At 59.4% G+C, this 26,680-nt stretch carries 28 protein-coding genes; 16 read left to right on the top strand and 12 right to left on the bottom strand.

Going from position 1 to position 26,680, the window contains the following annotated elements; translation table 11 throughout:
* Nucleotides 1–11 precede the first annotated feature (11 nt).
* The 7 genes from ispD to rpoS all read left to right on the top strand — a co-directional run bounded on the left by ispD (nucleotide 12) and on the right by rpoS (nucleotide 6,022).
* The gene (gene ispD / locus A1WC_RS05665) at nucleotides 12–722 is read left to right on the top strand and encodes a 2-C-methyl-D-erythritol 4-phosphate cytidylyltransferase (RefSeq protein WP_008806223.1); all 711 of its coding nucleotides are present in this window, start codon (nucleotides 12–14) and stop codon (nucleotides 720–722) included.
* Complete coding sequence (ispF, locus tag A1WC_RS05670) at nucleotides 722–1,201, top strand: 2-C-methyl-D-erythritol 2,4-cyclodiphosphate synthase (protein WP_008806222.1); 480 nt, start codon at nucleotides 722–724, stop codon at nucleotides 1,199–1,201. The genes ispD and ispF overlap by 1 nt, the downstream gene beginning before the upstream one ends.
* The gene (gene truD, locus A1WC_RS05675) at nucleotides 1,198–2,247 is read left to right on the top strand and encodes a tRNA pseudouridine(13) synthase TruD (protein ID WP_016161721.1); all 1,050 of its coding nucleotides are present in this window, start codon (nucleotides 1,198–1,200) and stop codon (nucleotides 2,245–2,247) included. The genes ispF and truD overlap by 4 nt, the downstream gene beginning before the upstream one ends.
* Complete coding sequence (gene surE, locus A1WC_RS05680; protein WP_016161720.1) at nucleotides 2,228–2,989, top strand: 5'/3'-nucleotidase SurE; 762 nt, start codon at nucleotides 2,228–2,230, stop codon at nucleotides 2,987–2,989. The genes truD and surE overlap by 20 nt, the downstream gene beginning before the upstream one ends.
* The gene (locus A1WC_RS05685; RefSeq protein ID WP_008806219.1) at nucleotides 2,983–3,609 is read left to right on the top strand and encodes a protein-L-isoaspartate(D-aspartate) O-methyltransferase; all 627 of its coding nucleotides are present in this window, start codon (nucleotides 2,983–2,985) and stop codon (nucleotides 3,607–3,609) included. The genes surE and A1WC_RS05685 overlap by 7 nt, the downstream gene beginning before the upstream one ends.
* 125 nt (nucleotides 3,610–3,734) lie before the next feature.
* Nucleotides 3,735–4,871, top strand: coding sequence for a murein hydrolase activator NlpD (gene nlpD, locus A1WC_RS05690; protein ID WP_016161719.1), 1,137 nt, complete (start codon nucleotides 3,735–3,737; stop codon nucleotides 4,869–4,871).
* 158 nt (nucleotides 4,872–5,029) lie between these two features.
* Nucleotides 5,030–6,022: an RNA polymerase sigma factor RpoS gene (gene rpoS / locus A1WC_RS05695; RefSeq protein WP_002915106.1), complete on the top strand. Its 993-nt coding sequence runs from the start codon at nucleotides 5,030–5,032 to the stop codon at nucleotides 6,020–6,022.
* Nucleotides 6,023–6,074: 52 nt separating this feature from the next.
* On the opposite strand, the gene A1WC_RS05700 is transcribed toward rpoS, so the two are convergent.
* On the bottom strand, nucleotides 6,075–6,452 hold the full coding sequence (locus tag A1WC_RS05700) for a DUF4440 domain-containing protein (protein ID WP_016161718.1): 378 nt from the start codon (nucleotides 6,450–6,452) through the stop codon (nucleotides 6,075–6,077).
* Entirely contained in the window at nucleotides 6,449–7,651 is a 1,203-nt protein-coding gene (locus A1WC_RS05705) for an MFS transporter (RefSeq protein WP_016161717.1), read from the bottom strand. Before A1WC_RS05705 ends, A1WC_RS05700 begins: the two co-directional genes overlap by 4 nt.
* Nucleotides 7,652–7,759: 108 nt before the next feature.
* Between A1WC_RS05705 and A1WC_RS05710 the strand changes: the two genes are divergently transcribed.
* On the top strand, nucleotides 7,760–8,647 hold the full coding sequence (locus tag A1WC_RS05710) for a LysR family transcriptional regulator (RefSeq protein ID WP_016161716.1): 888 nt from the start codon (nucleotides 7,760–7,762) through the stop codon (nucleotides 8,645–8,647).
* An 8-nt stretch (nucleotides 8,648–8,655) separates the two neighbouring features.
* Here A1WC_RS05710 and A1WC_RS05715 read toward each other — a convergent pair whose 3' ends face one another.
* Complete coding sequence (locus A1WC_RS05715) at nucleotides 8,656–9,063, bottom strand: MarR family winged helix-turn-helix transcriptional regulator (RefSeq protein WP_008806213.1); 408 nt, start codon at nucleotides 9,061–9,063, stop codon at nucleotides 8,656–8,658.
* A 174-nt stretch (nucleotides 9,064–9,237) separates the two neighbouring features.
* On the opposite strand from A1WC_RS05715, the gene A1WC_RS05720 reads away from it, so the two are divergent.
* The 4 genes from A1WC_RS05720 to A1WC_RS05735 all read left to right on the top strand — a co-directional run bounded on the left by A1WC_RS05720 (nucleotide 9,238) and on the right by A1WC_RS05735 (nucleotide 11,996).
* Entirely contained in the window at nucleotides 9,238–9,831 is a 594-nt protein-coding gene (locus A1WC_RS05720) for a non-oxidative hydroxyarylic acid decarboxylases subunit B (RefSeq protein ID WP_002915099.1), read from the top strand.
* Nucleotides 9,831–11,258 (top strand): non-oxidative hydroxyarylic acid decarboxylases subunit C, encoded by a 1,428-nt coding sequence (locus A1WC_RS05725; protein WP_004205612.1) that lies wholly within the window; start codon nucleotides 9,831–9,833, stop codon nucleotides 11,256–11,258. Before A1WC_RS05720 ends, A1WC_RS05725 begins: the two co-directional genes overlap by 1 nt.
* 10 nt (nucleotides 11,259–11,268) lie before the next feature.
* Nucleotides 11,269–11,505 carry a non-oxidative hydroxyarylic acid decarboxylases subunit D gene (locus tag A1WC_RS05730; protein ID WP_002915098.1) on the top strand — a complete coding sequence of 79 codons (237 nt, stop codon included), beginning with the start codon at nucleotides 11,269–11,271 and terminating at the stop codon, nucleotides 11,503–11,505.
* 338 nt (nucleotides 11,506–11,843) lie between these two features.
* Nucleotides 11,844–11,996 carry a Hok/Gef family protein gene (locus A1WC_RS05735; RefSeq protein ID WP_002915097.1) on the top strand — a complete coding sequence of 51 codons (153 nt, stop codon included), beginning with the start codon at nucleotides 11,844–11,846 and terminating at the stop codon, nucleotides 11,994–11,996.
* Nucleotides 11,997–12,114: 118 nt separating this feature from the next.
* Here the strand turns inward: A1WC_RS05735 and mutS are convergent, their stop codons facing one another.
* Nucleotides 12,115–14,676: a DNA mismatch repair protein MutS gene (mutS, locus tag A1WC_RS05740; RefSeq protein ID WP_012967342.1), complete on the bottom strand. Its 2,562-nt coding sequence runs from the start codon at nucleotides 14,674–14,676 to the stop codon at nucleotides 12,115–12,117.
* A 294-nt stretch (nucleotides 14,677–14,970) separates the two neighbouring features.
* On the opposite strand from mutS, the gene A1WC_RS28045 reads away from it, so the two are divergent.
* A complete protein-coding gene (locus tag A1WC_RS28045; protein ID WP_165451328.1) occupies nucleotides 14,971–15,138 on the top strand; it encodes a hypothetical protein in 168 nt (55 codons plus the stop codon).
* On the opposite strand, the gene A1WC_RS05745 is transcribed toward A1WC_RS28045, so the two are convergent.
* From A1WC_RS05745 to A1WC_RS05770, 6 genes are all read right to left on the bottom strand, one after another.
* On the bottom strand, nucleotides 15,135–15,752 hold the full coding sequence (locus A1WC_RS05745) for a Fic/DOC family protein (protein WP_016161715.1): 618 nt from the start codon (nucleotides 15,750–15,752) through the stop codon (nucleotides 15,135–15,137). The genes A1WC_RS28045 and A1WC_RS05745 overlap by 4 nt on opposite strands.
* 115 nt (nucleotides 15,753–15,867) lie before the next feature.
* On the bottom strand, nucleotides 15,868–16,647 hold the full coding sequence (locus A1WC_RS05750) for a heme ABC transporter ATP-binding protein (RefSeq protein WP_016161714.1): 780 nt from the start codon (nucleotides 16,645–16,647) through the stop codon (nucleotides 15,868–15,870).
* Nucleotides 16,640–17,635, bottom strand: coding sequence for a FecCD family ABC transporter permease (locus tag A1WC_RS05755; protein WP_012540745.1), 996 nt, complete (start codon nucleotides 17,633–17,635; stop codon nucleotides 16,640–16,642). The genes A1WC_RS05750 and A1WC_RS05755 overlap by 8 nt, the downstream gene beginning before the upstream one ends.
* Nucleotides 17,635–18,453: a heme/hemin ABC transporter substrate-binding protein gene (locus A1WC_RS05760; RefSeq protein WP_012540746.1), complete on the bottom strand. Its 819-nt coding sequence runs from the start codon at nucleotides 18,451–18,453 to the stop codon at nucleotides 17,635–17,637. Before A1WC_RS05760 ends, A1WC_RS05755 begins: the two co-directional genes overlap by 1 nt.
* Nucleotides 18,450–19,481 carry a hemin-degrading factor gene (locus tag A1WC_RS05765; RefSeq protein ID WP_016161713.1) on the bottom strand — a complete coding sequence of 344 codons (1,032 nt, stop codon included), beginning with the start codon at nucleotides 19,479–19,481 and terminating at the stop codon, nucleotides 18,450–18,452. The genes A1WC_RS05760 and A1WC_RS05765 overlap by 4 nt, the downstream gene beginning before the upstream one ends.
* 71 nt (nucleotides 19,482–19,552) lie before the next feature.
* Entirely contained in the window at nucleotides 19,553–21,922 is a 2,370-nt protein-coding gene (locus tag A1WC_RS05770; protein WP_016161712.1) for a TonB-dependent receptor domain-containing protein, read from the bottom strand.
* A gap of 215 nt (nucleotides 21,923–22,137) precedes the next feature.
* Between A1WC_RS05770 and A1WC_RS05775 the strand changes: the two genes are divergently transcribed.
* Nucleotides 22,138–22,431, top strand: coding sequence for a SelT/SelW/SelH family protein (locus A1WC_RS05775; RefSeq protein ID WP_016161711.1), 294 nt, complete (start codon nucleotides 22,138–22,140; stop codon nucleotides 22,429–22,431).
* Between the two features lie 39 nt (nucleotides 22,432–22,470).
* Here the strand turns inward: A1WC_RS05775 and A1WC_RS05780 are convergent, their stop codons facing one another.
* Both A1WC_RS05780 and A1WC_RS05785 read right to left on the bottom strand, forming a co-directional pair.
* A complete protein-coding gene (locus A1WC_RS05780; protein ID WP_016161710.1) occupies nucleotides 22,471–24,180 on the bottom strand; it encodes a thiamine pyrophosphate-requiring protein in 1,710 nt (569 codons plus the stop codon).
* Nucleotides 24,181–24,215: 35 nt separating this feature from the next.
* Entirely contained in the window at nucleotides 24,216–25,157 is a 942-nt protein-coding gene (locus tag A1WC_RS05785) for an AEC family transporter (protein ID WP_008806201.1), read from the bottom strand.
* A gap of 186 nt (nucleotides 25,158–25,343) precedes the next feature.
* On the opposite strand from A1WC_RS05785, the gene A1WC_RS05790 reads away from it, so the two are divergent.
* Both A1WC_RS05790 and A1WC_RS05795 read left to right on the top strand, forming a co-directional pair.
* A complete protein-coding gene (locus tag A1WC_RS05790) occupies nucleotides 25,344–26,231 on the top strand; it encodes a LysR family transcriptional regulator (protein ID WP_016161709.1) in 888 nt (295 codons plus the stop codon).
* Nucleotides 26,232–26,298: 67 nt separating this feature from the next.
* Nucleotides 26,299–26,640, top strand: coding sequence for a nitrous oxide-stimulated promoter family protein (locus A1WC_RS05795; protein ID WP_008806199.1), 342 nt, complete (start codon nucleotides 26,299–26,301; stop codon nucleotides 26,638–26,640).
* Nucleotides 26,641–26,680 lie beyond the last annotated feature (40 nt).

Genomic DNA, 26,680 nt, shown 5'->3' with positions numbered 1-26,680 from the left:
AGGATTACGACATGGCAGCCACTTTTCCGGGCGTTTGCGCCGTGGTGCCGGCAGCCGGTTTTGGCCGCCGCATGCAAACGGAATGCCCGAAACAATATCTCTCAATCGGTAACAAAACGATTCTCGAACATGCCGTCGCCGCACTGCTGGCGAATGCGTGCGTCCAGCGCGTGGTGATTGCCGTCAGCCCCGGCGATCGGCGCTTCAGCCAGCTACCGCTGGCGCAGCACCCGCAAATTACCGTCGTGGATGGCGGCGCCGAGCGCGCCGATTCCGTGCTCGCGGGCCTGAAGGCGTTGCCGGAGGCGCAGTGGGTGCTGGTGCATGACGCCGCGCGCCCCTGCCTGCATCAGGACGACCTCAGCCGTCTGCTGGCGCTCAGCGAAACCAGCCGTGTCGGGGGGATCCTCGCGGCGCCGGTGCGCGACACCATGAAGCGCGCCGAGCCGGGCAAAACCGCTATCGCCCATACCGTCGATCGTAATGACCTGTGGCATGCGCTCACCCCGCAATTTTTCCCTCGCGAGCTGCTGGTGGATTGCCTCACCCGGGCGCTGAACGAGGGGGCGACCATCACTGATGAAGCCTCGGCGCTGGAGTACTGCGGCTTCCATCCGCAACTGGTCGCCGGTCGCGCGGATAATATTAAAGTGACGCGCCCGGAAGACCTGGCGCTGGCTGAATTTTACCTCACCCGTTCCCGACACCAGGAGAAAGCTTAATGCGAATTGGACATGGTTTTGACGTACACGCTTTTGGCGGTGAAGGCCCAATCATTATTGGCGGGGTACGCATTCCTTATGAAAAAGGGCTGCTGGCCCACTCCGACGGCGACGTCGCGCTGCATGCGCTGACCGACGCGCTGCTGGGCGCCGCGGCGCTCGGCGATATCGGCAAACTGTTCCCCGATACCGATCCGGCGTTTAAAGGCGCCGATAGCCGCGAACTGCTGCGCGAAGCGTGGCGTCGTATTCAGGCCAAAGGCTATACGCTCGGCAACGTCGACGTCACCATTATCGCCCAGGCGCCGAAGATGCTGCCGCATATTCCGCAGATGCGCGTCTTTATCGCGGAAGATCTCGGCTGCCATATGGACGACGTCAACGTGAAAGCGACCACCACCGAGAAGCTGGGCTTCACCGGCCGCGGGGAAGGGATCGCCTGCGAAGCGGTCGCGCTGCTGCGTAAGGCCGAAAAATGATCGCCTTTGACCAACTGACCTGGCTGCACGGCAAGCCGCAGAGCAGCGGGCTGCTGAAAGCCAATCCGGAAGATTTTCTGGTAGTGGAGGATCTGGGCTTTGCGCCGGACGGCGAAGGCGAACATGTGCTGGTGCGGATCCTGAAAAACGGCTGCAATACGCGCTTTGTCGCCGACGCGCTGGCGAAATTCCTCAAGATCCATGCCCGTGAAGTGAGCTTCGCCGGGCAAAAGGATAAGCACGCCGTCACCGAGCAGTGGCTGTGCGCGCGGGTGCCCGGCAAAGAGATGCCGGACCTGAGCAAATTTCAGCTCGAGGGCTGCCAGGTACTGGAATATGCCCGCCATAAGCGTAAGCTGCGTTTAGGCGCGCTGAAAGGCAACCAGTTTACCGTGATCCTGCGCGAGATTAGCCATCGCCAGGACGTGGAGACGCGTCTGCAGGCCATCGCTGAACGGGGCGTACCGAACTATTTCGGCGCGCAGCGCTTTGGCATTGGCGGCAGTAATCTGCAGGGCGCGTTGCGCTGGGCGGAAAGCGACGCGCCGGTGCGCGATCGCAATAAGCGCAGTTTTTGGTTGTCGGCGGCCCGCAGTGCGTTGTTTAATCAGCAAGTCAGTATTAGATTAAAAAAAACGGAATTTAATCAGGTTGTTGATGGCGATGCGCTACAATTAGCGGGGCGTGGGAGCTGGTTTGTCGTCACACCGGAAGAACTCGAGGTTTCGCAGGCACGGGTGCACAACCGCGAACTGATGAACACGGCTGCGCTGCCGGGCAGCGGCGACTGGGGAAGCCAGCGCGACGCTCTGGCCGCCGAGCAGGCCGCCATCGCCGAAGAAACGTCGCTGCAGGCGCTGTTGGTGCGGGAGAAAGTTGAGGCGGCGCGCCGGGCGATGCTCCTCTATCCGCAGCAGCTTAGCTGGAACTGGTGGGATGACGTAACCGTTGAACTGCGTTTCTGGCTGCCGGCGGGCAGCTTCGCCACCAGCGTGGTCAGGGAGCTTATCAATACAACGGGTGACTATGCGAATATTGCTGAGTAACGATGACGGGATCCATGCGCCGGGGATACAGACCCTGGCAAAGGCCTTAAGGGAGTTTGCCGAGGTCCAGGTTGTTGCACCCGATCGTAACCGCAGCGGAGCCTCGAATTCGCTGACGCTGGAATCATCCCTGCGTACGTTTACCTTTGAAAATGGCGACATCGCCGTCCAGATGGGCACCCCGACCGACTGTGTCTATCTCGGCGTGAACGCGCTGATGCGCCCGCGTCCGGACATCGTCGTTTCCGGCATTAACGCGGGTCCCAACCTGGGCGATGACGTCATCTATTCCGGCACCGTGGCCGCAGCGATGGAAGGTCGCCATCTGGGGTTCCCCGCGCTGGCCGTGTCGCTGAACGGCTATCAGCATTACGATACCGCCGCGGCGGTAACCTGCACCATTCTGCGCGCCTTAAGCCGCGAGCCGCTGCGTACCGGGCGGATCCTTAACATCAACGTGCCGGATCTCCCGCTTGATCAAATCCAGGGCATTCGCGTGACCCGCTGCGGCAACCGCCATCCGGCCGACCAGGTGATCCCGCAAAAAGATCCGCGCGGCAACACCCTGTACTGGATTGGCCCGCCGGGCGATAAGCGCGATGCCGGGCCGGGCACCGATTTTGCGGCAGTGGATGAAGGCTATGTTTCCGTGACGCCATTGCACGTCGATTTAACCGCCCATCAGGCGCATGAGGTAGTCAGCGATTGGCTGGAACGTGTCGGGGTTGACGGGCAATGGTAAGTAAACGTGTTGAAAGTTTGTTGAATCAACTGCGCACGCAGGGCATCGTCGATGAGCGTGTCCTCGAGGCGATCGCGCGGGTTCCGCGCGAAAAATTTGTTGATGAAGCCTTTGAACATAAAGCGTGGGAAAACACCGCGCTGCCGATTGGCCAGGGGCAGACCATCTCCCAGCCTTACATGGTGGCGCGGATGACCGAGTTGCTGACGCTGACGCCGGAGTCGCGCGTGCTGGAGATCGGCACTGGTTCCGGCTACCAGACGGCCATCCTGGCGCACCTGGTGCATCACGTTTGCTCGGTGGAGCGGATTAAGAGTTTACAGTGGCAGGCGCGTCGTCGCCTGAAACAACTTGATTTACATAATGTTTCAACCCGTCATGGCGATGGGTGGCAAGGTTGGCAGGCACGGGCGCCATTTGATGCCATTATTGTGACGGCGGCGCCGCCGGAGATTCCAACCGCGCTGCTGGCGCAGCTGGATGACGAAGGCGTGCTGGTGCTGCCGGTTGGCGAAGAGCATCAGTTTCTCAAACGGATCCGTCGCCGGGGCAACGAATTTATCATTGATACCGTCGAGGCCGTTCGCTTTGTTCCCCTGGTGAAGGGGGAGCTGGCCTGAGACCCGGATTATTCCAGGTTTTTTTTGCCTGACTTTAGGCGTAGGGTGGACGCATTTTTCAGTGTCCTGGCCGGGCGCCGCCCGGTAAGCAAGATATTGGCAGTTAACATATTCCTGGGGGATAAATGAGCGCGGGAAGCACCAAATTTACCGTCAGCCGTATTGCGGCTCTTTCACTGGTTTCACTCTGGCTGGCCGGGTGTACCAACACCAATAATCCGCCAGCGCCGGTTAGCTCTGCCGGCGGTGCCGCCTCTTCCAGCACCAACTCCGGCATGCTGATTACGCCGCCATCCTCCGGCGTCAAGTCTGCTCCTCAGGCGCAGCCGATCCAGCCGGTACAGACCCAGACCATTCAGCCGCAGCCGACGCCGATGGCGCAGGAGCCGGTGCAGACGGTGAACGGTAAGATCGTTTACAACCGCAAATATGGCGATATTCCGAAAGGTAGCTACACCGGCGGCAGTACCTATACGGTCAAACGCGGCGACACGCTGTTCTATATCGCGTGGGTCACCGGCAACGATTTCCGTGACCTGGCGCAACGCAACAATGTCCCGGCCCCGTACGCGCTGAACGTGGGTCAGGTGCTGCAGGTCGGCAACGCCTCAGGCCAGCCGATCACCGGTGAAAACGCCGTTTCTCAGGCCAGCGCAAGGGCGAGCGGCGGTGCGACAGCCACCACAACTTCTGCACAAAAATCGACCGCGGTGGTTGCTTCACAACCGACTATTACGTATTCTGAATCTTCAGGTGAACAGAGTGCTACCAAGATGTTGCCTAATAATAAACCAGCGTCCACGACCACAACGGTTGTCGCGCCGGTGACGGCACCAACAACGGTGAGCACAACCCAGCCGACTGCAAGCAGTACGTCAACCAGTTCGCCGATCTCATCATGGCGCTGGCCGACTGATGGCAAGGTTATCGAGAACTTTAGCGGCGCGGAAGGCGGCAATAAAGGTATCGACATTGCAGGCAGTAAGGGACAGGCTATTGTCGCGACCGCCGATGGGCGTGTCGTCTATGCCGGTAACGCACTGCGCGGCTACGGTAATCTTATTATCATCAAACACAACGATGATTACCTGAGTGCCTACGCTCATAACGATACCATGCTGGTTCGGGAGCAACAGGAAGTCAAAGCGGGGCAGAAAATCGCTACCATGGGTAGCACCGGAACCAGCTCAACAAGATTACATTTTGAAATTCGTTACAAGGGGAAATCCGTCAACCCGCTGCAGTACTTACCGCAGCGATAATTTGGCAAAGTACGGATAAGCGAAGCATCAGCTAACAGGCGCCAGGGCGGTGTCTACGTCCTCTCTCACAGAGAGGGCAGGGGAAATCGTCCAGGCGTCGTTTGTTGATGTGCCGTGGAAGGTGCTTTGCTCAGGGATCACGGGTAGGAGCCACCTTTATGAGTCAGAATACGCTGAAAGTTCATGATTTAAATGAAGACGCGGAATTTGATGAGAACGGAATTGAGGTTTTCGACGAGAAGGCCTTAGTAGAAGAGGAACCCAGTGATAGCGATCTGGCTGAGGAAGAGCTACTGTCGCAAGGCGCAACACAACGCGTACTTGACGCCACTCAGCTTTATCTTGGAGAGATTGGTTATTCCCCACTGCTGACCGCGGAAGAGGAAGTCTATTTCGCGCGTCGCGCACTGCGTGGTGATGTCGCTTCACGCCGTCGCATGATTGAAAGCAACCTGCGTCTGGTGGTGAAGATTGCCCGTCGTTACAGCAATCGTGGTCTAGCGCTGCTGGATCTGATTGAAGAAGGTAACCTCGGCCTGATCCGCGCCGTTGAGAAGTTTGACCCGGAACGTGGGTTCCGTTTTTCGACCTATGCGACCTGGTGGATCCGCCAGACCATTGAACGGGCGATCATGAACCAAACCCGTACGATCCGTTTGCCGATCCACATTGTTAAAGAGCTGAACGTCTATCTGCGTACCGCGCGCGAGTTGTCCCATAAGCTGGACCACGAGCCAAGTGCGGAAGAGATAGCCGAACAGCTGGACAAACCGGTCGATGACGTCAGCCGTATGCTGCGTCTGAACGAGCGCATCACCTCCGTGGATACTCCGCTGGGTGGCGATTCAGAAAAAGCGCTGCTGGATATTCTGGCCGATGAGAAAGAGAACGGCCCGGAAGACACCACGCAGGACGATGATATGAAGCAAAGCATCGTCAAATGGCTGTTCGAACTGAACGCCAAGCAGCGTGAAGTTCTGGCGCGTCGTTTCGGTCTGCTGGGTTATGAAGCAGCCACGCTGGAAGATGTGGGCCGTGAAATTGGCCTCACCCGCGAGCGTGTGCGGCAGATCCAGGTGGAAGGTCTGCGTCGCCTGCGGGAAATTCTGCAGGGGCAGGGGCTGAATATCGAAGCGCTCTTCCGCGAATAAGATCTTTTCTCTCAAAAAGGCCCCCTCGACAGTCGGGGCCTTTTTCTTTGCGCTAGCCGAGTCGGGTTTCCTGCAGATGACGCCAGATCATTTTTCCTTCCGCTTGCTGAAAAATCGCCGTCGACCAGCGTACGTTCTCACTGCCATCCGTCAGCGTTTGGCTTTCACGGTATAGCACTGCGGCGCCGTCGTGCCACTCGCTAATGATTTTCGCCTGATCCACCACGATGTGTAATCCCGGACGGGTTGCCCCCGCATGGTGGAAAAAACGGCTCACCGCCGGGTAGTCCATCTTCTCGCCGCCCGGAGGGATCATGATGAATTCGGCGGCAAAACGTGTCATCAGCGCCTCAGCGCTTCCTTCCCCCTGGCTTAACCAGCGTTCAATAAGGACATGGGCGTCGAGGACTTCCTGCAGATAAGGGTTCATGACTTCTCCAGAGTGGTGTGCAGGCGATGGATAATCGCCCGATTGTTCAGCCGCAGGCAAAACAGCAGCGGCAACAGGGTGATGGCGGCGGCGCTAATAAACACCCCCTGCCAGGCGTAGACCGGCGGGAACACCCTCAGCAGCAGGGCGAGCAGCGCGCTGCCGGCAAAGAAGCTGAGCTGGCGGTTCAGATTCCACAGCGCGCTGGCGTCAGGCATCTCTTCGGCAGGCATATGCAGGAAGGCGCTGCTTTGCGCAGTACTGCTGCATAAGCTGCCTCCGCCGCCCATCAGCGTAAAGGCCAGAATCAACAGCGCCAGCGGGCTGTGCGCATCGATCTTCAGCAGCAGCAGGATCCCCGCCGCCTGAAGCAGGCAGCCGATGACGATCAGCGGCCGGGGCCCGAAGCGGTTGAAATACCTGCCGGTAAAAGTGATGGCGGCAAACGAGGCCAGCGACCAGGGCACCATCAGGGCACCGATGGCCCCCGGCGCCATCCCGGTGACGCGTTGCAGGTAGAACATCCCGACCACGTTGACGCCAATGAACATCCCCGGTACGCAGAGGTAGATCAGCATCGCGAAGCGCAGCAGGGGATCGGCCAGCAACGACAGCGGAAGAAAGCGAGTTGGGCGAACCGGGCCGGGGCTGTCGTTCAGCCATCGCACCGCCAGCACAAAGGTTAGCAGAGCCACAGGCAGGCTGGCGAAAAAGACCCAGCGCCAGCTGAAGGCCTCGACTAACAGGCCGCCGATCGCCGGCGAGCAGGCTGGCGCCAGCAGGCCGACCAGCATCACCGCCGCCGAGAGTTTCGCCCGCTCATGCGGCTGAAACAGCGGCCACGTCAATGCCTGGCCAAGGGGGATTAACATCCCGCCGCCCATCCCCTGCAGCGTCCGCCAGAAAATCAGCTCGCCGAGACTGCTGGCAAGCCCTGCCGCCAGCGCGCCGAGGCTGAACAGCCCCAGCGAGAGTAAAAACAGTCGTTTCGCCCCCCAGCGCTGACTAAGCCAGGCACTGAACGGTACGACGACCGTCAGACCGAGAATATAGGCATTGCTGACCCACGCCAGCTGAGAGACGGAAACCGCCAGCGCGCGGCTGATGGCCGGGAAGGCGATGCTGGCGATAAACATATTGATTAAATCGAGAAAAAAGCCGAACAGAAAAACGGTGGCAACGCGGTGGCGATAGGTCATGGTTCACTCCCTCAGACAGGCGGTTACTGTAAACCCGGTGCCATGGGGGATAAACGGGGCTAGTCGGGATATACTGTCTGAATATTTTTGACAATCATCCGGACGACGATGCTTAATCTTCAGCGTGTGACCATGTTTATCGCCGTGGTGGATGCCGGCAGCTTCACCCTGGCCGCTGCGGCGCTGGGGCAGACCAAGGCGGTGGTCAGCTTTAACGTGCGGCAACTGGAAAATGAGCTGGGGGTGACCCTGCTGCTGCGCTCTACGCGTCGTCTGCGGCTCACTGACGCCGGGGCGCTGTTCTATCAGCGCGGGGTGGCGCTGCTGAAAGCGGCGGAAAATCTGCAGGATGAGGTGCGGGCCAGCCATACCGGCTTAAGTGGCGAGCTGCGGATCACCACCACGCCGGAGTATGGCGCGCAGGTTATCATTCCGGCGCTGGCCGCGTTTGCCCGTCGTCACCCGGCGCTGCGGGTGCGCCACGTTTCGTCCTCCCATCATGCGGACCTCATTTCAGAACGATTTGATGTGGCGATACGCCTCGGTACGCTGGCCGATTCCCGCTATCGGGCGACGCGGATAGCCAGTTTCGCGATCCTGCCCGTCGCCTCTCCGGCCTGGCTGGCAAGCCATCCGGTGCAGACGCTGTCCGATCTGGCGCAAGCTGACTGGATTATTCATGAGCGTCTGTCGGCGCCGCTGCGCTGGCAGCTGCGCACGGATCAACAGACAGAGGTGGATTTCGCCATCGCCAGCGCGCCGCGCTTTTCAGCCGACAGCGCTACGGCGCTGATGAGCTTTGCCCTGGCCGGGTGCGGCATCGCCTTGCTGCCGGCATGGCTGGTAGCCGAAAAAGTGGCGCAGCGGGAGCTGGTGCCGCTCCTGTCGGAATACCATTTCCCACAGCAGGGCGTGTATGCCCTTTATCCCGATGCGCAGCATATGCCGACCCGGGTGCGGGCGTTTATTGACTTCCTGCGCGAGAAGGTCGGTTAAGCGCCCGTTCAGGGCGCCATCATTTTGCGCACCAGCCGGGTGAACTGTTCACGTTCGCCATCGCTCAGGCGGCCGAGAAACTCGTCATCGATCTCATTGCCCTGCGGAATCGAACGGTTAAGCAACGCCTCGCCTTGTTCGGTCAGATAGACAAAACGGCGGCGTTTATCGGCGGGATCGTGTTCCCGGCGCACCAGGCCGCGCGCCTCCATCCGGCTGAGCATCTCCGCCAGCGTGGCCTTGGTACTGACCGCCGCTTCAATCAGCACGACCTGCTCAATACCCGGCTGCTCCGCTACCGAGCGCATCACCGCATACTGAGGTTTAGTCAGGTCCGGTAACGCCTGCTGCCAGCGGGCGGTATGTTGTTGAAAAAGCTGGCGCAGCAGGTGGAATGCTTCGTTTCGTAACTCCATGAATACTCCGTAACAAAACTGTCACCTCTATGATAGCCGTTCGTACGCCATTTTATACCCTTTCTGCGTTTTTGATTAAAAATGCGCACGTATACGAACGATCTTGTCATCCCCGTCCGGAGAGGGTAATTTAAATATAAAGTTCGTGTACGAACAAAGTGAATGAGGTCTGGAATGAAACTGATTATTGGGATGACGGGGGCCACCGGGGCTCCGCTTGGGGTGGCATTGCTGCAGGCGCTACGTGATATGCCGGAGGTGGAAACCCACCTGGTGATGTCGAAATGGGCCAAAACCACCATCGAGCTGGAAACGCCCTGGACAGCGCGCGAAGTGGCCGCGCTGGCGGACTTTTCCCACAGCCCGGCAGACCAGGCCGCCACCATCTCTTCCGGTTCATTTCGTACCGACGGCATGATCGTTATTCCCTGCAGTATGAAAACGCTGGCAGGCATTCGCGCGGGTTATGCCGAAGGGCTGGTGGGCCGCGCGGCGGACGTGGTGCTCAAAGAGGGGCGCAAGCTGGTGCTGGTCCCGCGGGAAATGCCGCTCAGCACGATCCATCTGGAGAACATGCTGGCGCTGTCGCGCATGGGCGTGGCGATGGTGCCGCCGATGCCGGCTTACTACAACCACCCGGAGACGGTTGACGATATCACCAATCATATCGTCACCCGGGTGCTGGATCAGTTTGGCCTCGACTATCACAAAGCGCGCCGCTGGAACGGCTTGCGCACGGCAGAACAATTTGCACAGGAGATCGAATAATGGCTTTTGATGATTTGCGCAGCTTTTTGCAGGCGCTGGATGACCAGGGACAACTGCTGAAAATCAGTGAAGAGGTGAACGCTGAGCCCGATCTGGCGGCGGCCGCCAATGCCACCGGACGCATCGGCGACGGCGCCCCGGCGCTGTGGTTCGATAATATTCGCGGCTTTACCGACGCCCGCGTGACGATGAACACCATCGGCTCGTGGCAGAACCATGCCATCTCGCTGGGCCTGCCGCCCAACACGCCGGTGAAAAAGCAGATTGATGAATTCATTCGCCGCTGGGATAACTTCCCGGTGACGCCAGAGCGCCGCGCCAACCCGGCGTGGGCGGAAAACACCGTGGATGGCGACGATATCAACCTGTTCGATATTCTGCCACTGTTCCGCCTCAACGATGGTGACGGCGGTTTCTACCTCGATAAAGCCTGTGTCGTTTCGCGCGATCCGCTTGATCCTGACAATTTCGGTAAGCAAAACGTCGGTATCTACCGCATGGAAGTGAAAGGCAAGCGCAAACTCGGTCTGCAGCCGGTGCCGATGCACGATATTGCGCTGCATCTGCACAAAGCGGAAGAGCGTGGGGAAGATCTGCCGATTGCTATCACCCTCGGTAACGACCCGATTATTACCCTGATGGGCGCCACGCCGCTGAAATACGATCAGTCAGAATATGAAATGGCTGGCGCGCTGCGCGAGAGCCCGTATCCCATCGCCACCGCGCCGCTGACCGGCTTTGATGTGCCCTGGGGCTCGGAAGTGATCCTCGAAGGGGTCATTGAAGGGCGTAAGCGTGAGATCGAGGGGCCGTTCGGTGAGTTTACCGGTCACTACTCCGGCGGTCGTAACATGACGGTAGTGCGTATCGACAAAGTCTCGTATCGCAGCAAACCGATTTTTGAATCGCTCTATCTCGGTATGCCGTGGACCGAAATTGACTATCTGATGGGGCCGGCGACCTGCGTGCCGCTGTATCAGCAGTTGAAGGCAGAGTTCCCGGAAGTGCAGGCGGTCAACGCCATGTACACCCATGGTCTGCTGGCGATCATCTCCACCAAAAAACGCTACGGCGGTTTTGCCCGCGCGGTGGGCCTGCGGGCGATGACCACTCCGCACGGCCTCGGCTATGTGAAGATGGTGATCATGGTTGATGAAGACGTCGACCCGTTCAACCTGCCACAGGTGATGTGGGCGCTCTCCTCGAAGGTTAACCCGGCGGGAGACCTGGTGCAGTTGCCGAACATGTCGGTCCTTGAACTTGACCCAGGCTCCAGCCCGGCAGGCATCACCGACAAACTGATTATCGACGCCACCACCCCGGTTGCGCCGGACCTTCGCGGCCACTACAGCCAGCCGGTGCAGGATCTGCCGGAAACTAAAGCCTGGGCTGAAAAACTGACCGCTATGCTGGCCAACCGTAAATAAGGAGAAAAAGATGATTTGTCCACGTTGCGCCGATGAAAAGATTGAAGTGATGGCAACCTCGCCGGTGAAAGGGGTCTGGACCGTGTATCAGTGCCAGCACTGTCTTTACACCTGGCGAGATACCGAGCCGCTGCGCCGCACCAGTCGCGAACACTATCCGGAAGCGTTCCGCATGACGCAGAAAGATATTGATGAGGCACCGCAGGTGCCACACGTACCGCCGCTATTGCCGGAAGATAAGCGTTAATAAAAAGGGCCCGCTAAGTCGGGCCTTTTTTATATTTAGTACAATTATGGAAGCTATTTTTTCATTAAATTAAAAAATTACGTGAGGGGTTAATATACTGGGATGACTTTGCGAGCCTGCTTCCAGATTATTATAAAATCCGTCTGATTAATTCCTTGCAGATAAATTTCACGCCCTGACGAGTATAGAATAGCGGCGGGTGCTTGAGGCTGTCTGGCCTTGAGCATTACCAGGACCCCAGACAGACGAAAGCCCCAGGAGATATTTCTATCAACTGAGGCTAGCGAATGAACATCGACAATTCAGATGTTAGTCTCTTCTTTGCAGGGAGGCAAGATATGCTGACAAAATATGCCCTTGTGGCAATCATCGTACTCTGTATTACAGTACTGGGATTTACGCTGTTGGTGCACAGCTCACTATGCGAGCTGAGTATTAAAGAGCGTAATATTGAGTTTAAAGCTGTTCTCGCTTACGAATCGAAGAAGTAGCATCCGCGCGGGGGCAACCCCGCGTATGGGTTGTCAGGACGCATCCTCTAGCACCCATTTTTAGTTTGTTAAAACGGCAGCGCTGAGCGGCGCTGCCGTTTTTCACCTTAATGGGTGGCTAAACCAGGCTTTTCAGACGGTAGATCCACTCCAGCGCCTGACGCGGGGTCAGGGAGTCGGGATCAAGATTCTCCAGTGCCTCAACCGCAGGCGAGGTCTCTTCCGGGGCGGCGAGCAGCGACATCTGCGTGCCGTCGACCTGGGTCGCCGCCGCGTTGGGCGAGATGCTCTCCAGCTCGCGCAGTTTCTGCCGCGCGCGCTTGATCACCTCTTTCGGCACCCCGGCCAGCGCGGCGACCGCCAGGCCATAGCTCTTGCTGGCCGCGCCATCCTGCACGCTGTGCATAAAGGCGATGGTATCGCCGTGCTCCAGCGCGTCGAGGTGGACGTTGGCGACGCCTTCCATTTTCTCCGGCAGCTGAGTGAGCTCGAAGTAGTGGGTGGCGAACAGCGTCAGCGCCTTGATTTTGTTGGCCAGATTTTCCGCACAGGCCCACGCCAGCGATAGCCCGTCGTAGGTGGACGTGCCGCGGCCAATCTCATCCATCAGCACCAGGCTATGCTCGGTGGCGTTGTGCAGAATATTGGCGGTTTCAGTCATCTCCACCATAAAGGTCGAGCGGCCGCTGGCCAGGTCATCCGCCGCGCCGACGCGGGTAAAGATGCGATCGATGGGCCCGATCTCCACCTTCTGCGCCGGGACGTAGCTGCCGATATAGGCCAGCAGCGCAATCAGCGCGGTCTGGCGCATATAGGTACTTTTACCGCCCATGTTCGGCCCGGTGATGATCAGCATCCGCCGCTGCGGCGCCAGCTGCAGCGGGTTGGCGATAAACGGCTCTTTCAGCACCTGCTCGACCACCGGATGGCGGCCTTCGCTGATGCGAATGCCCGGCTTATCGCTAAAGGTCGGGCAGCAATAGTTCAGGGTTTCCGCACGTTCCGCCAGGTTGACCAGCACGTCCAGCTCGGCCAGCGCGCTGGCGCTGGTTTGCAGGTCGGCGAGATGCGGCAGCAGCAGGTCGAACAGTTCGTCATAAAGCTGTTTTTCCAGTGCCAGCGCTTTGCCCTTGGAGGTCAGCACTTTATCTTCGTATTCCTTCAGCTCAGGAATAATGTAGCGTTCGGCGTTCTTCAGCGTCTGGCGGCGCACGTAGTGGATCGGCGCGAGGTGGCTCTGGCCGCGGCTAATCTGGATGTAGTAGCCGTGGACGGCGTTGTAGCCGACTTTCAGGGTATCGAGGCCCAGCCGCTCGCGCTCGCGGATCTCCAGCTTATCGAGATAATCGGTGGCGCCATCGGCCAGCGCACGCCACTCGTCCAGCTCTTCGCTATAGCCCGGAGCGATGACTCCGCCGTCGCGGACCAGCACCGGCGGCGCGTCAATCACCGCGCGCTCCAGCAGTTCGCGCAGTTCGGTGAACTCGCCCATTTTCTCGCGCAATTTTTGCACCGGCTGACGGTCAACGTCGGCCAGCAGCTCACGCAGCAGCGGCAACTGCTGCAGGGCATGACGCATGCGGGCTAAATCGCGTGGACGGGCGGTACGCAGCGCCAGGCGCGCCAGAATACGTTCCAGATCGCCGACCTGGCGCAGCACCGGCTGCAGCTCGGTATAGCGCTCCTGCAGCGCGCCGATGGTCTGCTGGCGCTCCACCAGCACGGCGGTATCGCGGACCGGCATATGCAGCCAGCGCTTGAGCATCCGGCTGCCCATCGGCGTCACCGTACAGTCGAGTACCGAGGCCAGGGTGTTGTCGGTGCCGCCGGCCAGATTCTGGGTGATCTCGAGGTTACGGCGGGTGGCGGCATCCATAATGATGCTGTCCTGCTGGCGTTCCATGGTGATGGAACGGATGTGCGGCAGCGAGGTGCGCTGAGTGTCTTTGACATACTGCAGCAGGCAGCCGGCGGCGCACAGGCCGCGTGGGGCGTTTTCCACGCCGAAGCCGACCAGATCGCGGGTGCCGAACTGCAGGTTAAGCTGCTGGCGCGCGGTGTCGATTTCAAATTCCCACAGCGGGCGACGGCGCAGACCGCGGCGGCCCTCGATCAGCGACGATTCGGCAAAATCTTCCGCATACAGCAGTTCCGCCGGATTAGTACGCTGCAGCTCTGCCGCCATGGTTTCGCGGTCGGCCGGTTCACTCAGGCGAAAGCGCCCGGAGCTGATATCCAGCGTCGCGTAGCCAAAGCCCTTGCTGTCCTGCCAGATGGCGGCCAGCAGGTTGTCCTGGCGCTCCTGCAGCAGCGCTTCATCGCTGATGGTGCCCGGCGTAACGATACGCACCACTTTACGCTCGACCGGTCCCTTGGTGGTGGCCGGATCGCCAATCTGCTCGCAAATGGCCACCGACTCGCCCTGATTGACCAGTTTGGCGAGGTAGTTCTCCACGGCGTGGTGGGGGATGCCGGCCATCGGGATGGGTTCGCCCGCGGAGGCGCCGCGCTTGGTCAGCGAGATATCGAGCAGCTGCGACGCGCGTTTCGCATCGTCATAAAATAGCTCGTAAAAATCCCCCATCCGGTAAAACAGTAGAATGTCAGGATGTTGCGCCTTCAGCTTGAGATACTGCTGCATCATCGGCGTGTGGGCGTCGAGATTGTCAATTGTGCTCATGGGGTGTTATCCAGATCCCTGATTTGAAATGGCTGCGATTTTGTAGTTGTCGTCGTTATCACATGGATGAGACATGATAACGGAGATGGGCAGGTGAGGGAAACCGACGAAAGCGCGCGGCGCGATCCGGATTCCAGTTGCAGAGGGGGTTGAGACATAACAAGCCAGCATCGGGATGTGTGGTTACCGGTCAGAAAAAGACATATCCGATATTCCCCTGGTATACGTAATGGCAGCAGTTAGCGACGATCCTTGATATACTGAAACCATCAGGTGAATGAAACGGGAGATGCCATGAGTTACAACAAAAAAGTTCAGGCCGCATACGCCAGACCTTCCCGCGCTGACATCGCGCGTTCTGTTGCGACATCAACCGCGGTCGAGACAGGGCAACCATCAGCCAGAGTTGAAGTGAGTCTTGAAGCGGCACGCAAAAAATATGCGCATCTTCGTCTTGCCTAATCTCTTCTTAAGGCCTTACTGACCCAGTGTTTCATCGGTCGATAGTCCAGAGTCAAACCCGCATGGATAGCCGATATATACTGGGTTTTGTTTTGTTCCCAGCTTTGATAATCCAGCGGTTTATAGCCAGCCTGCACAGCCATCACATCGGCTAATAATCGTGATAAACGCCCGTTACCCTCTCTGAATGGATGGATGAGGATCAATTCAACATGGGTGACTGCGATAGCTTCTATGAGCTGCAATTCATTCATGCCTGAACAAGGCGTATAATGTGCAAGGTATTTCTTATCAAAATCGTTTAGCAGTTTCGCCAACTGCGCTGAAGGGGCGAACATAAAATCGCCTTTGCTGATATTGACCGTTCTTTCCTGGCCTGCCCATGCATAGATATTGCCTAACCAGCGATAGTGCCACTTTTTCAGGATGTCGACGCTGAGTAATCCAGTTGGAAAGTGCTCCTCAAAAACTGAGCGATAAAGTTGTTCCAGAAGCACCAGTTCTACGCTATCAATCTCATTTGCGTCAGCGATCCCGAGTTTATTAGCCAAAACCCGTTCATCTGAATTTTTCTCAAATTGGCCTTCGCTGCCAGCTACCGTGTATCGGTTCATGGGGACCCTCAAAAGGGAGCGCTGAGAGATATGAAAGTATAACGCCCATTAACTTATGCGGTGTAATACCGAAAGCGCGCGGCGCGATCCGGATTCCAGTTGCGCCGCGCGGGAGTTACGGCGCCAGATAAACCTGGGGGACCGCGTTGTCCGGGTGCTGGACGAGGCGGACATCCGCCCCGTACCAGCGATGGATAACCGGCTGCTGGATCACCTCCTGCGGCGTGCCCTGGGCGACCAGATGGCCCTGGTGGAGCAGCAGAATGCGGTCGGCCCACAGGGCGGCGAGGTTAAGGTCATGCAGCACCACGCAGACATGCAGTTGCCCGCCGGCGGTGAGCCGTTTGAGCAAGCGCAGCAGATGCTGCTGATAGTAAAGATCCAGCGCCGAGGTGGGCTCATCAAGAAACAGCCAGCCCTGCGGCGCGCCGTCGCGCCACAGCTGCGCCAGACAGCGGGCCAGCTGTACCCGCTGCTGCTCGCCGCCGGAGAGGCCGGGATAGCGGCGACCGGCAAGGCCATCGCAGCCGGTGACGGCCATCACCGCCGCCAGCACCGCTGGATCTGCCGTCGCGCCCCACGGTGCGCGTCCCATGGCAATGACCGTTTCCACCGTCCAGTCGGCCTGCAGGGCCGTTCGCTGCAGCATGACCGCCCGCCGGCGCGACAGCGCCTCGGGGGACCAGGCCTCCAGCGGCTTGCCTGCAAGGCGGCGGGTGCCGCTGTCCGGAGTCAGATAGCCGGTCAACAGCCGCAGCAGAGTGGATTTCCCGGCGCCGTTCGGCCCGATAAGCGCCGTCATCTCGCCGCCGCGCAGCGCGACGGAGACGTTGTCGATAATCTGTCGTTTACCAAGGTGAAGTGACAGCCCCTGGGCGCAATATTCATTAACCATGTCTGGAGTTCTCCCGACGAAAGACCAGCCACAGAAACCAGGGGGCGCCCAGCAGGCTGGTGAGCAGACCGACCGGTATCTCCGCCGGCGCCGCCACGGTGCGGGCCAGGGTGTCGGCCAGCAGAAGCAGGATCGCGCCGGCCAGCAGCGAGCCGGGGATCAGTCCGCGATGGTCCGGTCCCAGCCACAGGCGCATCAGGTGCGGCACCACCAGGCCGATAAAGCCGATGACTCCGCTGATGGCCACCGCGGCGGCCACCAGCACCGCGCTGCACAGCAGCAGCCAGCGCTGTAGCGCCTGCACGTTGACCCCGAGATAGTGTGCCTCTTCATCGCCAAGCTGCAGCAGATTGAGGCGGGACGCCATCCACCACACCGCCAGCGCCGCCGGGATAATCAAGGTCGCGGCCACCAGCAGCGTCGGCCATTCGGCCTGCCCCAGACTGCCCATGCCCCACAGCGACAGCTGGCGCAGCTGGGCGTCATTGCTCAGCCAGGACAGGACGCCGACCAGCGCGCCGCACAGCGCGTTGATGGCGATCCCCACCAGCAGCAGGCGCGACAGCGAACCCTCCTCCGCCCGGCTGAGGATGAAAATCACCACCATCACTGCCAGGCTGCCAATAAACGCCGCCAGCATCGGCATGTACAGGGCGATCAGCCCCGTAGCGGAGAACGGAAGCACCAGCCAGCTGGCCACCGCCAGCGCGGCGCCGCTGCTGATGCCCAGCAGGCCCGGGTCGGCAAGCGGGTTGCGAAACAGCCCCTGCATCACGCAGCCGGAGAGGGCCAGCGCCGCGCCCACCAGCAGGGCCAGCAGCACCCGCGGCAGACGGATGGTCAGCCAGATGTGGCGCAGCATCTCATCCCCGGAAGGCAGCAGGTTGACCAGCGGCAAGCGCATGGCACCGAGGGTGGTGGCAAACAGCGTCAGGGAGACCAGCAGCAGCGTCATCAACAGCAAACGGCGGGCGAGGGCAGGGCGCATCAGGGCAACTGCTCCGCTTTGTTTCGCAGCGCGATTATCGCCTGCGGTGTGCGCGGCCCGAAGCCCAGCAGGGCCATATCGTCGATCGTCAGCAGCTGTTTATGACGCCCCGCCGGGGTCTGTGCCAGACCGGGCAGTTTCCACAGCCCGGCTTCGCCGCCCATCCCTTTGAGACCATCGGCGGAGATCACCACCAGATCCGCCTGGCTGGCGGCGACCCCTTCCTGCGACATGGCGCGATAGTGGTCGAAGCCCTGCATCGCGTTCTGCAGCCCGGCGGCGCGAATGGCGCCATCGGCCGCGGTGTGCTGTCCGGCCACCAGGGTATTCATTCCGCCGTGGCTGAGAATAAACAGCACCCGCTTAGCAACCGGCTGCGTGGGAATGGCGGCGATCTGTTGCTGAAGCTGCTGGCGCAGCGCGTCACCTGCCGCCGTTTTGCCTAACGCTTCGGCAATGACAGCCACTTTGTTATCGATCGCGGACAGACTTTCGCCGCCCGGCACGTTAACCACCTTCACCCCGCTCGCCTGTACTTTGTGTAAGACCAGCGAGGGCTGCGCCTGGGCGCTCGCTAATACCAGCTGCGGGCGTAACGCGAGGATCCCCTCGGCGTTCAGCTGTCGCAGGTAGCCGACGTCCGGCAGCTTTTGCGCCGCCGGGGGCCAGCTGCTGGTGCTGTCCCGCGCCACCAGGCTCTGTTCCGCGTCAAGGGCATAGACGATCTCAGTGACATCTCCGCCGAGGGTGACGAGTCGCTCAACGGCAGCGTGGCTCAGCAGCGGGAAAGCGATGAAGAGCAGTAACCAGCGCATCATGCGGGCAGTCCTTCACGGGTCAGACGATCTACCTGCTGGCGCCATTGTGCCTGCTCGGGGTGGCCTTCGCTGCGCTGGCCATAGAGCTGGGCAATCTGGGTGCCGTCTTTGGCGAACAGTTCGACGCTGGTGACGTGTCCATCTGAGGTTGGTTTACGGGTCACCCACACTTCATCGATGCTCTCTTCGCGCAGATGCAGGGTAAAGGTGGTATTGAAGATATTCAGCCAGCCGCGCATGGGGGCCAGCTTTTCCAGGGCGCCGGTGAAGATCTGCACGCAGCCGCGATTGCCGACGAAAATCATAATTTCATTGCCCTCCTGGCGCACTGTCTCCAGCAGCGACGGCAGCGCATGGCGATCCACGCGGCAGGCGAGATCGTCGCTCACCAGGCGGAAAGCCTGCTGGCGGGAAAGCTGATATTTACGCAGCAGACCGAAGAACTGGTGAACGTCGGTCATCGCGCGCCAGTCGTTCTCCAGGGCGGCACCGTTAGCGGTGTCGGCATATTTCACCGGCTCCAGCGGGCGCAGGGCCAGCGGTGCGGGCGCCGCTACCCGATGTTCCGCGATCAGGGTGTCCCAGGCCGCCATGTCGGTCTGCGCGGTCGCATAGACTTTCAGCAGGGCGTCGCCGTGGTGGTCGAAAAACTGGATGCTCTGACGGCCATTATCGTTCAGATGGAAGGCGCTGGCCCACTGGCTGAGGAACAGGCGCAGGTCGAGCGCGCGCGGGTTCAGTACCAGTCCGGCGTGGCCGCTGAGGTGCTGGTGCGTGAACTGGCCCACTTGCTCATGCACGGCATACTCGTTGCGGCAGATGCATTTGGTTTCGCCGACGCGCTCCAGATCGGCAATCAGCGCTCGGGCGTCATCGCTCAGGCGCACGGCATCATGGCCGAGGCGGGCGGCGGTCAGCTCGGCTTCGCTGATCCCCATTTCCGCGGCAATATCGCGGGCATATTTCGCGGTACTGCCCGCTTTGGTGGCCTGGTAGCGCTGCCACAGGTCAGGGTGTGCATTTGGCATAATCATATCCTTCTCGACGATGAATATCCCCGGCCGGCGGGCCGGGGGCAGGTGCGTTATTATTCGGGCAATCAGAAGTCGACGTTGACGCCCAGCTGCCAGGTGCGGCCCGGCATCACCGCCAGCGCTTTATCGTTGGCGTCCTGGTTGGTGCCGGTCTCGATATTGCGGCTGCTCAGGTAATCCCAGTATTTACGATCGGTGAGGTTGTAGACCCCGCCATTGAGGCGCACGTTTTTCGCCACCTGCCAGTACGCGGTCCAGTCCAGCATGCCGTAGCCCGGCACGCGCATATAGTCGCTGCTGGCATCGGTGATGGCGGATCCGCTGTTGCTGTAGCTTTCGCGGTTGGTGGCGGTCGCCTGTTTCCCTTTGACAAAGGTCGCCGTCAGGGCGGTGCCGTAGCGTTTCGCCGGATCGTCCCACGCCACGCCGACGATGGCTTTCATCGGCGCCACGCTGTCGAGGTCGACGTATTTATCGCCGCTGTAGCTGGATTTCGATTTCCCTTCGCTATAGCCGAGGGCGAGGGTGGTGCTCAGGCCGTTCACCTGCTCAAACCAGGTGCCAAAGTTAAATTTGGTGCTGATCTCTCCGCCGTAGATATAGGCTTTATCGCGGTTTTCCGCCTGATAAATGGTGTAGATGTTCGACGGCACATTCGTGAACTGGCCCGGATTATTGGCGCGGGTATAGCGCGTATAGGCGATAAAGTTCTTATAGCTGTTGTAGAACAGCGCCGTGCGCACGGTGATGCCTTCGGTGACTTCCCCTTTCAGCCCCCACTCGAGATTATCGCTGGTTTCCGTCTTCAGATCGGTATTGCCGATCAGGGCATATTGCTGGCTACCGGCGTAGCTGGAGCCGAGGTTCCAGGAGCCATACAGCTGGCTGGCGTTGGGGAACTGCGCGCCGCGCTGGTACTGCAGGTAGGTCATCAGGCGCGGGGTGAGGTCGTACTGGAAGGTCAACGACGGCAGAACCTGGGTATCGCTGTTTTTGCCGTACAGATTCGCCACCGACGATTCGGTCAGTACGCTGCTGTTGGCGGCAAGGTCGGACAGATTTTCCGGCTTAGTCGATTGATGCACCACGCGCACGCCGGGAATAATGGCGAAGTTGTGGCTATCAAGGTCGAAGTTGATCTTATCCTGGACAAAGCCGCCGAGAGTGTAGCTGCGGCTGTCTGCCTCCGGCTGCATGATCTCGCTGTAAACGCTGGGGATCGGCGACTGGCTGAACGGTCGCTGGGTTTTGCTGGTGCTGGCGTTGAAGCCGGCGCTCAGATCGTGGCGGCCCAGGGTTTTCGCCAGCGCGGTCTGCAGGCCCCAGGTATCGGTATCGTAGTTAGAGTTCACCGTCTGCATTCTGCGGGTGACGCTGTCCGGCATATAAGTCCAGTCATGGGCTTCGGTATGCTGGTAGTAGATTTTCGTGGAGACGCTGTCGAGGTAGTCGTTCATCGGCGTCCAGTCATCCTTCAGGCTCAGGCCCCAGCGCCGGGTCTGGCTGGTCTGGTTGGCGGTGCCGATGGTGCTGTTGCCGCTGGAGTCCCAGGTATCGTAGTGGGTGTGGTTGGTTTTATGGTAATAGTCGAAGGTGCTGGTCAGTTTGTGTTCATCGTTAGGTTGCCAGATCCCGGAGGCCAGAAACGCATCGGAGTGCCAGTTCGCCGGGTAGGCGTCGACGGTGCCGCTGTTGTTTTCGGTTTCCTGACCGTCACGGCGGCTGTAGACCAAAATTCCGCGCAGGAACTCATCGCCGCCGGCGACGGTCACCCCGTTGTGCCAGCTGCGATCCGCAGAGTCGTAACCGCTGCGGTAGCCGAAGGCGCTGGTCTTGCCCGGGCGCAGGTAATCATCCGCCGATTTCGGGCGGAAGGAGACATTTCCCCCGATAGCGCTGTTGGCCGTTTCCGTCGAGGTGGCGCCGGACTGAATATCCACACTGCCATACATATACGGGTCGATATAATCGCGGCCGATGCCGAAGGTGTTGAGGCCAGCGCGGCCGACGTAGCCGCGGCCGGTGGCGTTGGGTTGGGCGATACCGTCCACGTCGATGCCGACGCGGTTGCTCTCCATGCCGCGGATGTTGTAGCCGGTGTAGCCTCCGCGGTCGAAGCCGCTTTTGCCGTTGCCGTTGCCGGAGCCGCCGCTGGCCCCGGTGGCGCTGATGAGCGGCTCATAGCGCATGATAGAGCCAAAATCGTTAGCGCCTTTATCCTCCAGCTCCCGGGCGCTGATGCTGTGTTCGCTACCGGCTTTCTGCACCGGTGCGGGAGCGGTGACGGTCATTTGTTCCGAGGTGTCATCCACCGCCTCGCCGCTAACGGCGGAAGTGTCTGCTGCGATGGCAGAAGTCTGATAAATTGCTGCAAGCAAAGAGGTCACCAGCAGGCGTTTTTTACACCATGCTGCTGACGGAGTCGATTTGTACATAGTCGCCACGCCTTGATCGTTATTAGTATCGGCTCACGCGTTACTTCCAGAGTTGCAGGTTGCTCCGTCTTTTCCGTTGCGGATGGGGTCTTACTCCATTTGTTGATTGCGAATGGTAATGATAGGTATTATCGTTTGCAACAAAATAATCATGTGTTCTTCATTTAAACTGCACTTTGTTTACAATTTGCCCTTTCAGACTTAGCGAGACGACGATGAACTCAAAAGCGGCCATCACCATCACCTACTGTTCCCAGTGCAACTGGATGCTGCGCGCCAGCTGGATGGCGCAGGAGCTGTTACATACCTTCAGCACCGACATCGCCTCGGTGACGCTGGTGCCGGGGACCGGCGGGATCTTCACGATCGATGTCGATGGTCAGCAGATCTGGGAGCGCAAGCAGGATGGCGGTTTTCCGGATGCGGCCGAGCTGAAACGCCGGGTGCGCGATGTCTGTTTCCCGGAGAAGCCGCTGGGCCATGTGGATAAAGGTGAGCAGAAAGGGTGACAACCCCCTCCGGGCGACAAGCGCCCGGAGGAGAAGCCGTTAGCGGGCTAACTGCACGTCAACCAGCACGCTTTGTCGGCGGGTGCGTATGAGGGTGACCGCTTCTTCCAGCACGCCGGGGAGATCCTCGGCCCGGGAAACCGACAGGGCCGCCGCGCGGCTGGAGGCGGCGATCGCGGCGAAATCCGGCGAGGTGGTAAAGGCGGTGGCCGGAATGGTCTCCGCGCGGGCGGCGTAGCCGTCCGGGTAGAGCGCTTTGGTGCCGCCCGCGACGGCGCCCCATCCGCCGTTATTTCCGACCACGACGAGGACAGGGAGCTTCATTACCTCCGCAATATGGTGGCAGACCGCAGGGTTGGCGAACAGGTACGACCCGTCGCCGACGGCGGCAATAATCAGCTCTTCCCGGCGCGCAAGCTGCAGCCCCAGCGCGATAGGCAGGGCTTCGCCCAGGCCGCCGGCCAGCGCTTCCTGGTAATAGCTCTCGGCATGGATCAGCCCGGCAAATTGCGGCAGCGTGGTCAGCTCAGAAACGATCCGGCCGCGGTGTTGATTCGCCAGATGGCCGAGGCAGTAGCTGAGCCAGGGTTTGGTAATGACCCCGGTCTGGCTGGCATGGAGAAGCGCGTCGCGCTGGTTTTTCTGTTGCTGGATGCGGTGCTGCGTATATGCCGCCCGCTCCGCCACATGCTGCTGGCGGGCGGCCTGCAGCGGGCGCAGCGCCTCTTCCAGCAGGCTGAAGACTTCATCGGTCTCGCCCGCCAGGTTGATGTCCGCGCGATAGCCACGTACCGGGTAGCGGGAGAAGAGCGGATCGGGGCCCATCTGGATCACGGTACAGTCCTGGCGACAGTCGCCCTCGGCGATCATCCATGGCGCCTGCGAGTCGACCACCAGAATCACATCGGCGTCGGCGAGCCAGGCGCTGGGATCAGCCCCGGCGAGCAGTGGGTTATCGGCGCTCAGGGTCACCTCGGTACCCCAGTATTCCACCAATGGGATCGCCCATTCGCGCACCAGGCTATTAAGTCGCGCAAAGCCACCCGCCGTTCGGGCGCCGCGCTGGGCGAAGATGACGGGATGCCTGGCGCAGGCGATTGCCTCGGCGGCCCGGGCGATATCTTCCCGGACTGGCGCATAGCGGACCGGCTGCTGCGAAGGACCGGCCTGCAGCGCGGCCTCATCAATGGCAAAGGTCTCGCACAATGGCTCGCGCGGTAAGCTCAGGTAGACCGGCCCTTTCGGCAGGGAGCTGGCAATCGCCCAGGCCCGGTCAACATGCTCGCCGATCTGATCGGCCAGCCGCAGTTCAAAATCCCACTTCACGGATTCACGGATCAGCGCCGCCTGGTCGCGCATCTCCTGGCCGTAGCCAATCGGCGTATTGCGGCAGCCGAAGTGGGAATGTTCGCTAATCGGCGTGCGACCACCAAAAATCAGCACCGGGATATTGCTGTTCGCCAGATTGATGACACCGCAGGCGGCGTTGGCTAACCCGACGTTGGTATGAACCATTACCGCCTGCACCTTGCCAGTGCCGAGGTAGTAGCCGTGCGCCATGCCGATGGCGGCGTTTTCATGCGGGCAGATCACCAGCTCGGGTACCTTTTGCCCGGTCGCCCGGGCCTTTGCCCAGGCTTCAATAACTGGCGGATAATCGGTGCCCGAGTTAATAAAAATATATGCCACGTCCAGCGCCTGTAGCCGATGCAGTAACAGTTCAGCAGCCGATAATGTGATAGAGGCCATATTCTCTCCGTATTCACGCGGTGTAATCGCGATAATTAAAAGGTTAAGAAAATAAATCCGCCCATCGTAATGATGGAGGCAATAATACTCAGCGCCATCGTCGAGGCCATTTCCTGCTCGCCGGTTTTATACTGCATGGCAATAATTATCGCGATGGAGCCTACCGGGATAGCCATCGTCAATACGACTTCCTTTATTTGCTCCATGCTGAAGCCCATTTTTAATAACAGGAGATAGCAGGCGCCGGGCACCAAAATATTGCGGGCGATAACGGTGATAATGGTAGCGGTGGTGATAACAATGCTGCGTGTATAGAGCACGATCCCGGCGGCAAACAGCGCCAGCCCGCCAGAGGCTTTACCCAGCAGACCCAGCGACATCGAGATAGTCTGCGGAATATGGATATCCGCCAGCACGATGATCAGGGCGATCACCGGTGACCAGACCACAGGTTGTTTAATGGCGTTTATCACCCGTGTGCCAAAGGAGATATGCTGGCTTTTATCGCCAGTGGCGACCGACATCAGAATCATTACCAGCGGCAGCTGGAAGACGTTTTGCGTGATGCTGGACACGGTGATCAGCGACGCGCTGACGGTGCCAAATAAAAAGGCCAGCACCGAGGTGCCGATGAAAGGAACCGCCGGCGAGCCGATGGCCAGCGCCTGCAGCGTACTGAGGGCGAGGTCGCGTCGGAACAGATAGCGGGCGACCAGTAAGGGAATGACGAAGCTCAGAATCAGCGCGAGGATAATGGCCACCGCAACCGGGCCCATGGTCATGACGATGTGTCGCGGCGTCATCACCATATTGCTGAAAATACTTAGCGGTAATGCATAGAGCATCACAATTTTATTGATGTCTCCTGCCTGCTGCCAGTTAAAGTCTTTTCGTTTACCGCTAATATAGCCGATGATGACGGTAATGATGACCGGTAATATAGCGCCTGAAATTAATAGAATATTGTTCTGTGTCATGGTGGTATATTCTCGTTATAAATTATCTTCGGGTCCGCAATTCGTTTTTGCCGTGCGTGATGAGGTTAATAAATCCGTTTTTCCTGATGCGCGGTAGCTATTTTTGAGCGTATTGATAGCGACATTTATTCGCTAAAACAGGCCGCAAGGGAAATGCAAAAACCGTTTATTCAATGAGTAAATATCATGCCAATGAAATTTAAGCAGATTCAGGCGTTTATTACTGTCGCTCACGAAGGCAATATGACCCTGGCCGCAGAGAAGATGGGGATCACTCAGTCGGGACTGAGCCGGCTGTTATTGAGCCTGGAAGCGGACCTGAGCGCGACCTTATTCGAAAGACACAAACACGGTATGGCGTTGAGCGAATATGGCAGCGCCTTTTTACCCTATGCGCTGACGATGCTGAATACCGAACAAAAGGCCCGCGAGGAGATTGCGCTCATCCGCGGCGCCGGGAAAGGTATCCTGCGGATTGGCTGTGTTTCCAGCCTGCTGACCAGCCATTTCATCGATAAGCTGGCAGCTTTCCATCAGCGACATCCCCGGATCCATCTGCGGATCGTCGACCGCATTGACTCCGAGCTCTTTAAACTCCTGCTGATGCACGACATCGATATCGCCCTCTGCGGCCCCTTACCGCATGATGAGAAAATCGTGGTGCGCGGTAAAATTAACTGGCAGGACCGGATCTGCATCGTCGCCAGGCAGTACCACCCGCTACATCAGGCGGCGAACTTATCCCTCGAGGCGATGCTGGACTATCCGTGGATCATGCCGCCGCCGTTAAGTACCCCGATGAACATCCTTGAGGATATCTTTCGTGCCCATCAGCTACCCTGTCCGCAGCCGGTGATTGAGTGCGCGTCCTCCTCGGCCATTAAGGCCTTTCTGTGCGAGAGCGATCTGTTAACGTCGATGCCGGCCCCGGTTTACCGGCACGAGGAAGCGCTGGGCCTGCTGCGTCCGTTCGAACTCGAGGGCAGCGTTTTTATCCGCGATTTCTATGCCTATAGCCATTTCGGGGTTCTGTCCGGGGCAGCCCTGCAGTTGATCCAGCATCTCAAGCAGTGAGGCTGGTCGGGCACGAACAATAAGGTGTATAATATATGCATCTTAATAACAGGCGAAAGGCGGGGAGATGGGGAAGCGTATCGAACGGGAAAAGATGACGATTCAGCGGATGATTGCCCTCTACCAGCGGCGCTGTCCCGGGGCGCTGGCCGATAATGCGCACTATCAGGCGCTGAACGCCTACGCCGACAAGCGCCTTGATAAGTGCGTGTTTGGCGAGAATAAACCAGCCTGCAAGCAGTGTCCGGTGCATTGCTACCAGCCGGCGAAGCGCGAAGAGATGAAGCAGATTATGCGCTGGGCCGGGCCGCGAATGCTCTGGCGCCACCCGATCCTCACTATTCGCCATCTGCTGGACGACAGGCGCCCGGTGCCGGCGCTACCGGAAAAATACCGACCGAAAAAATAGCGGCCTTTCCCTGGTCAGCGCGGCGCGTAGCCGGGCGACA

The sequence above is a fragment of the Klebsiella sp. KTE92 genome (genome assembly GCF_000398905.1).
Classification (GTDB): domain Bacteria; phylum Pseudomonadota; class Gammaproteobacteria; order Enterobacterales; family Enterobacteriaceae; genus Klebsiella; species Klebsiella variicola.
This window is presented reverse-complemented; position numbering and strand designations above follow the sequence as displayed.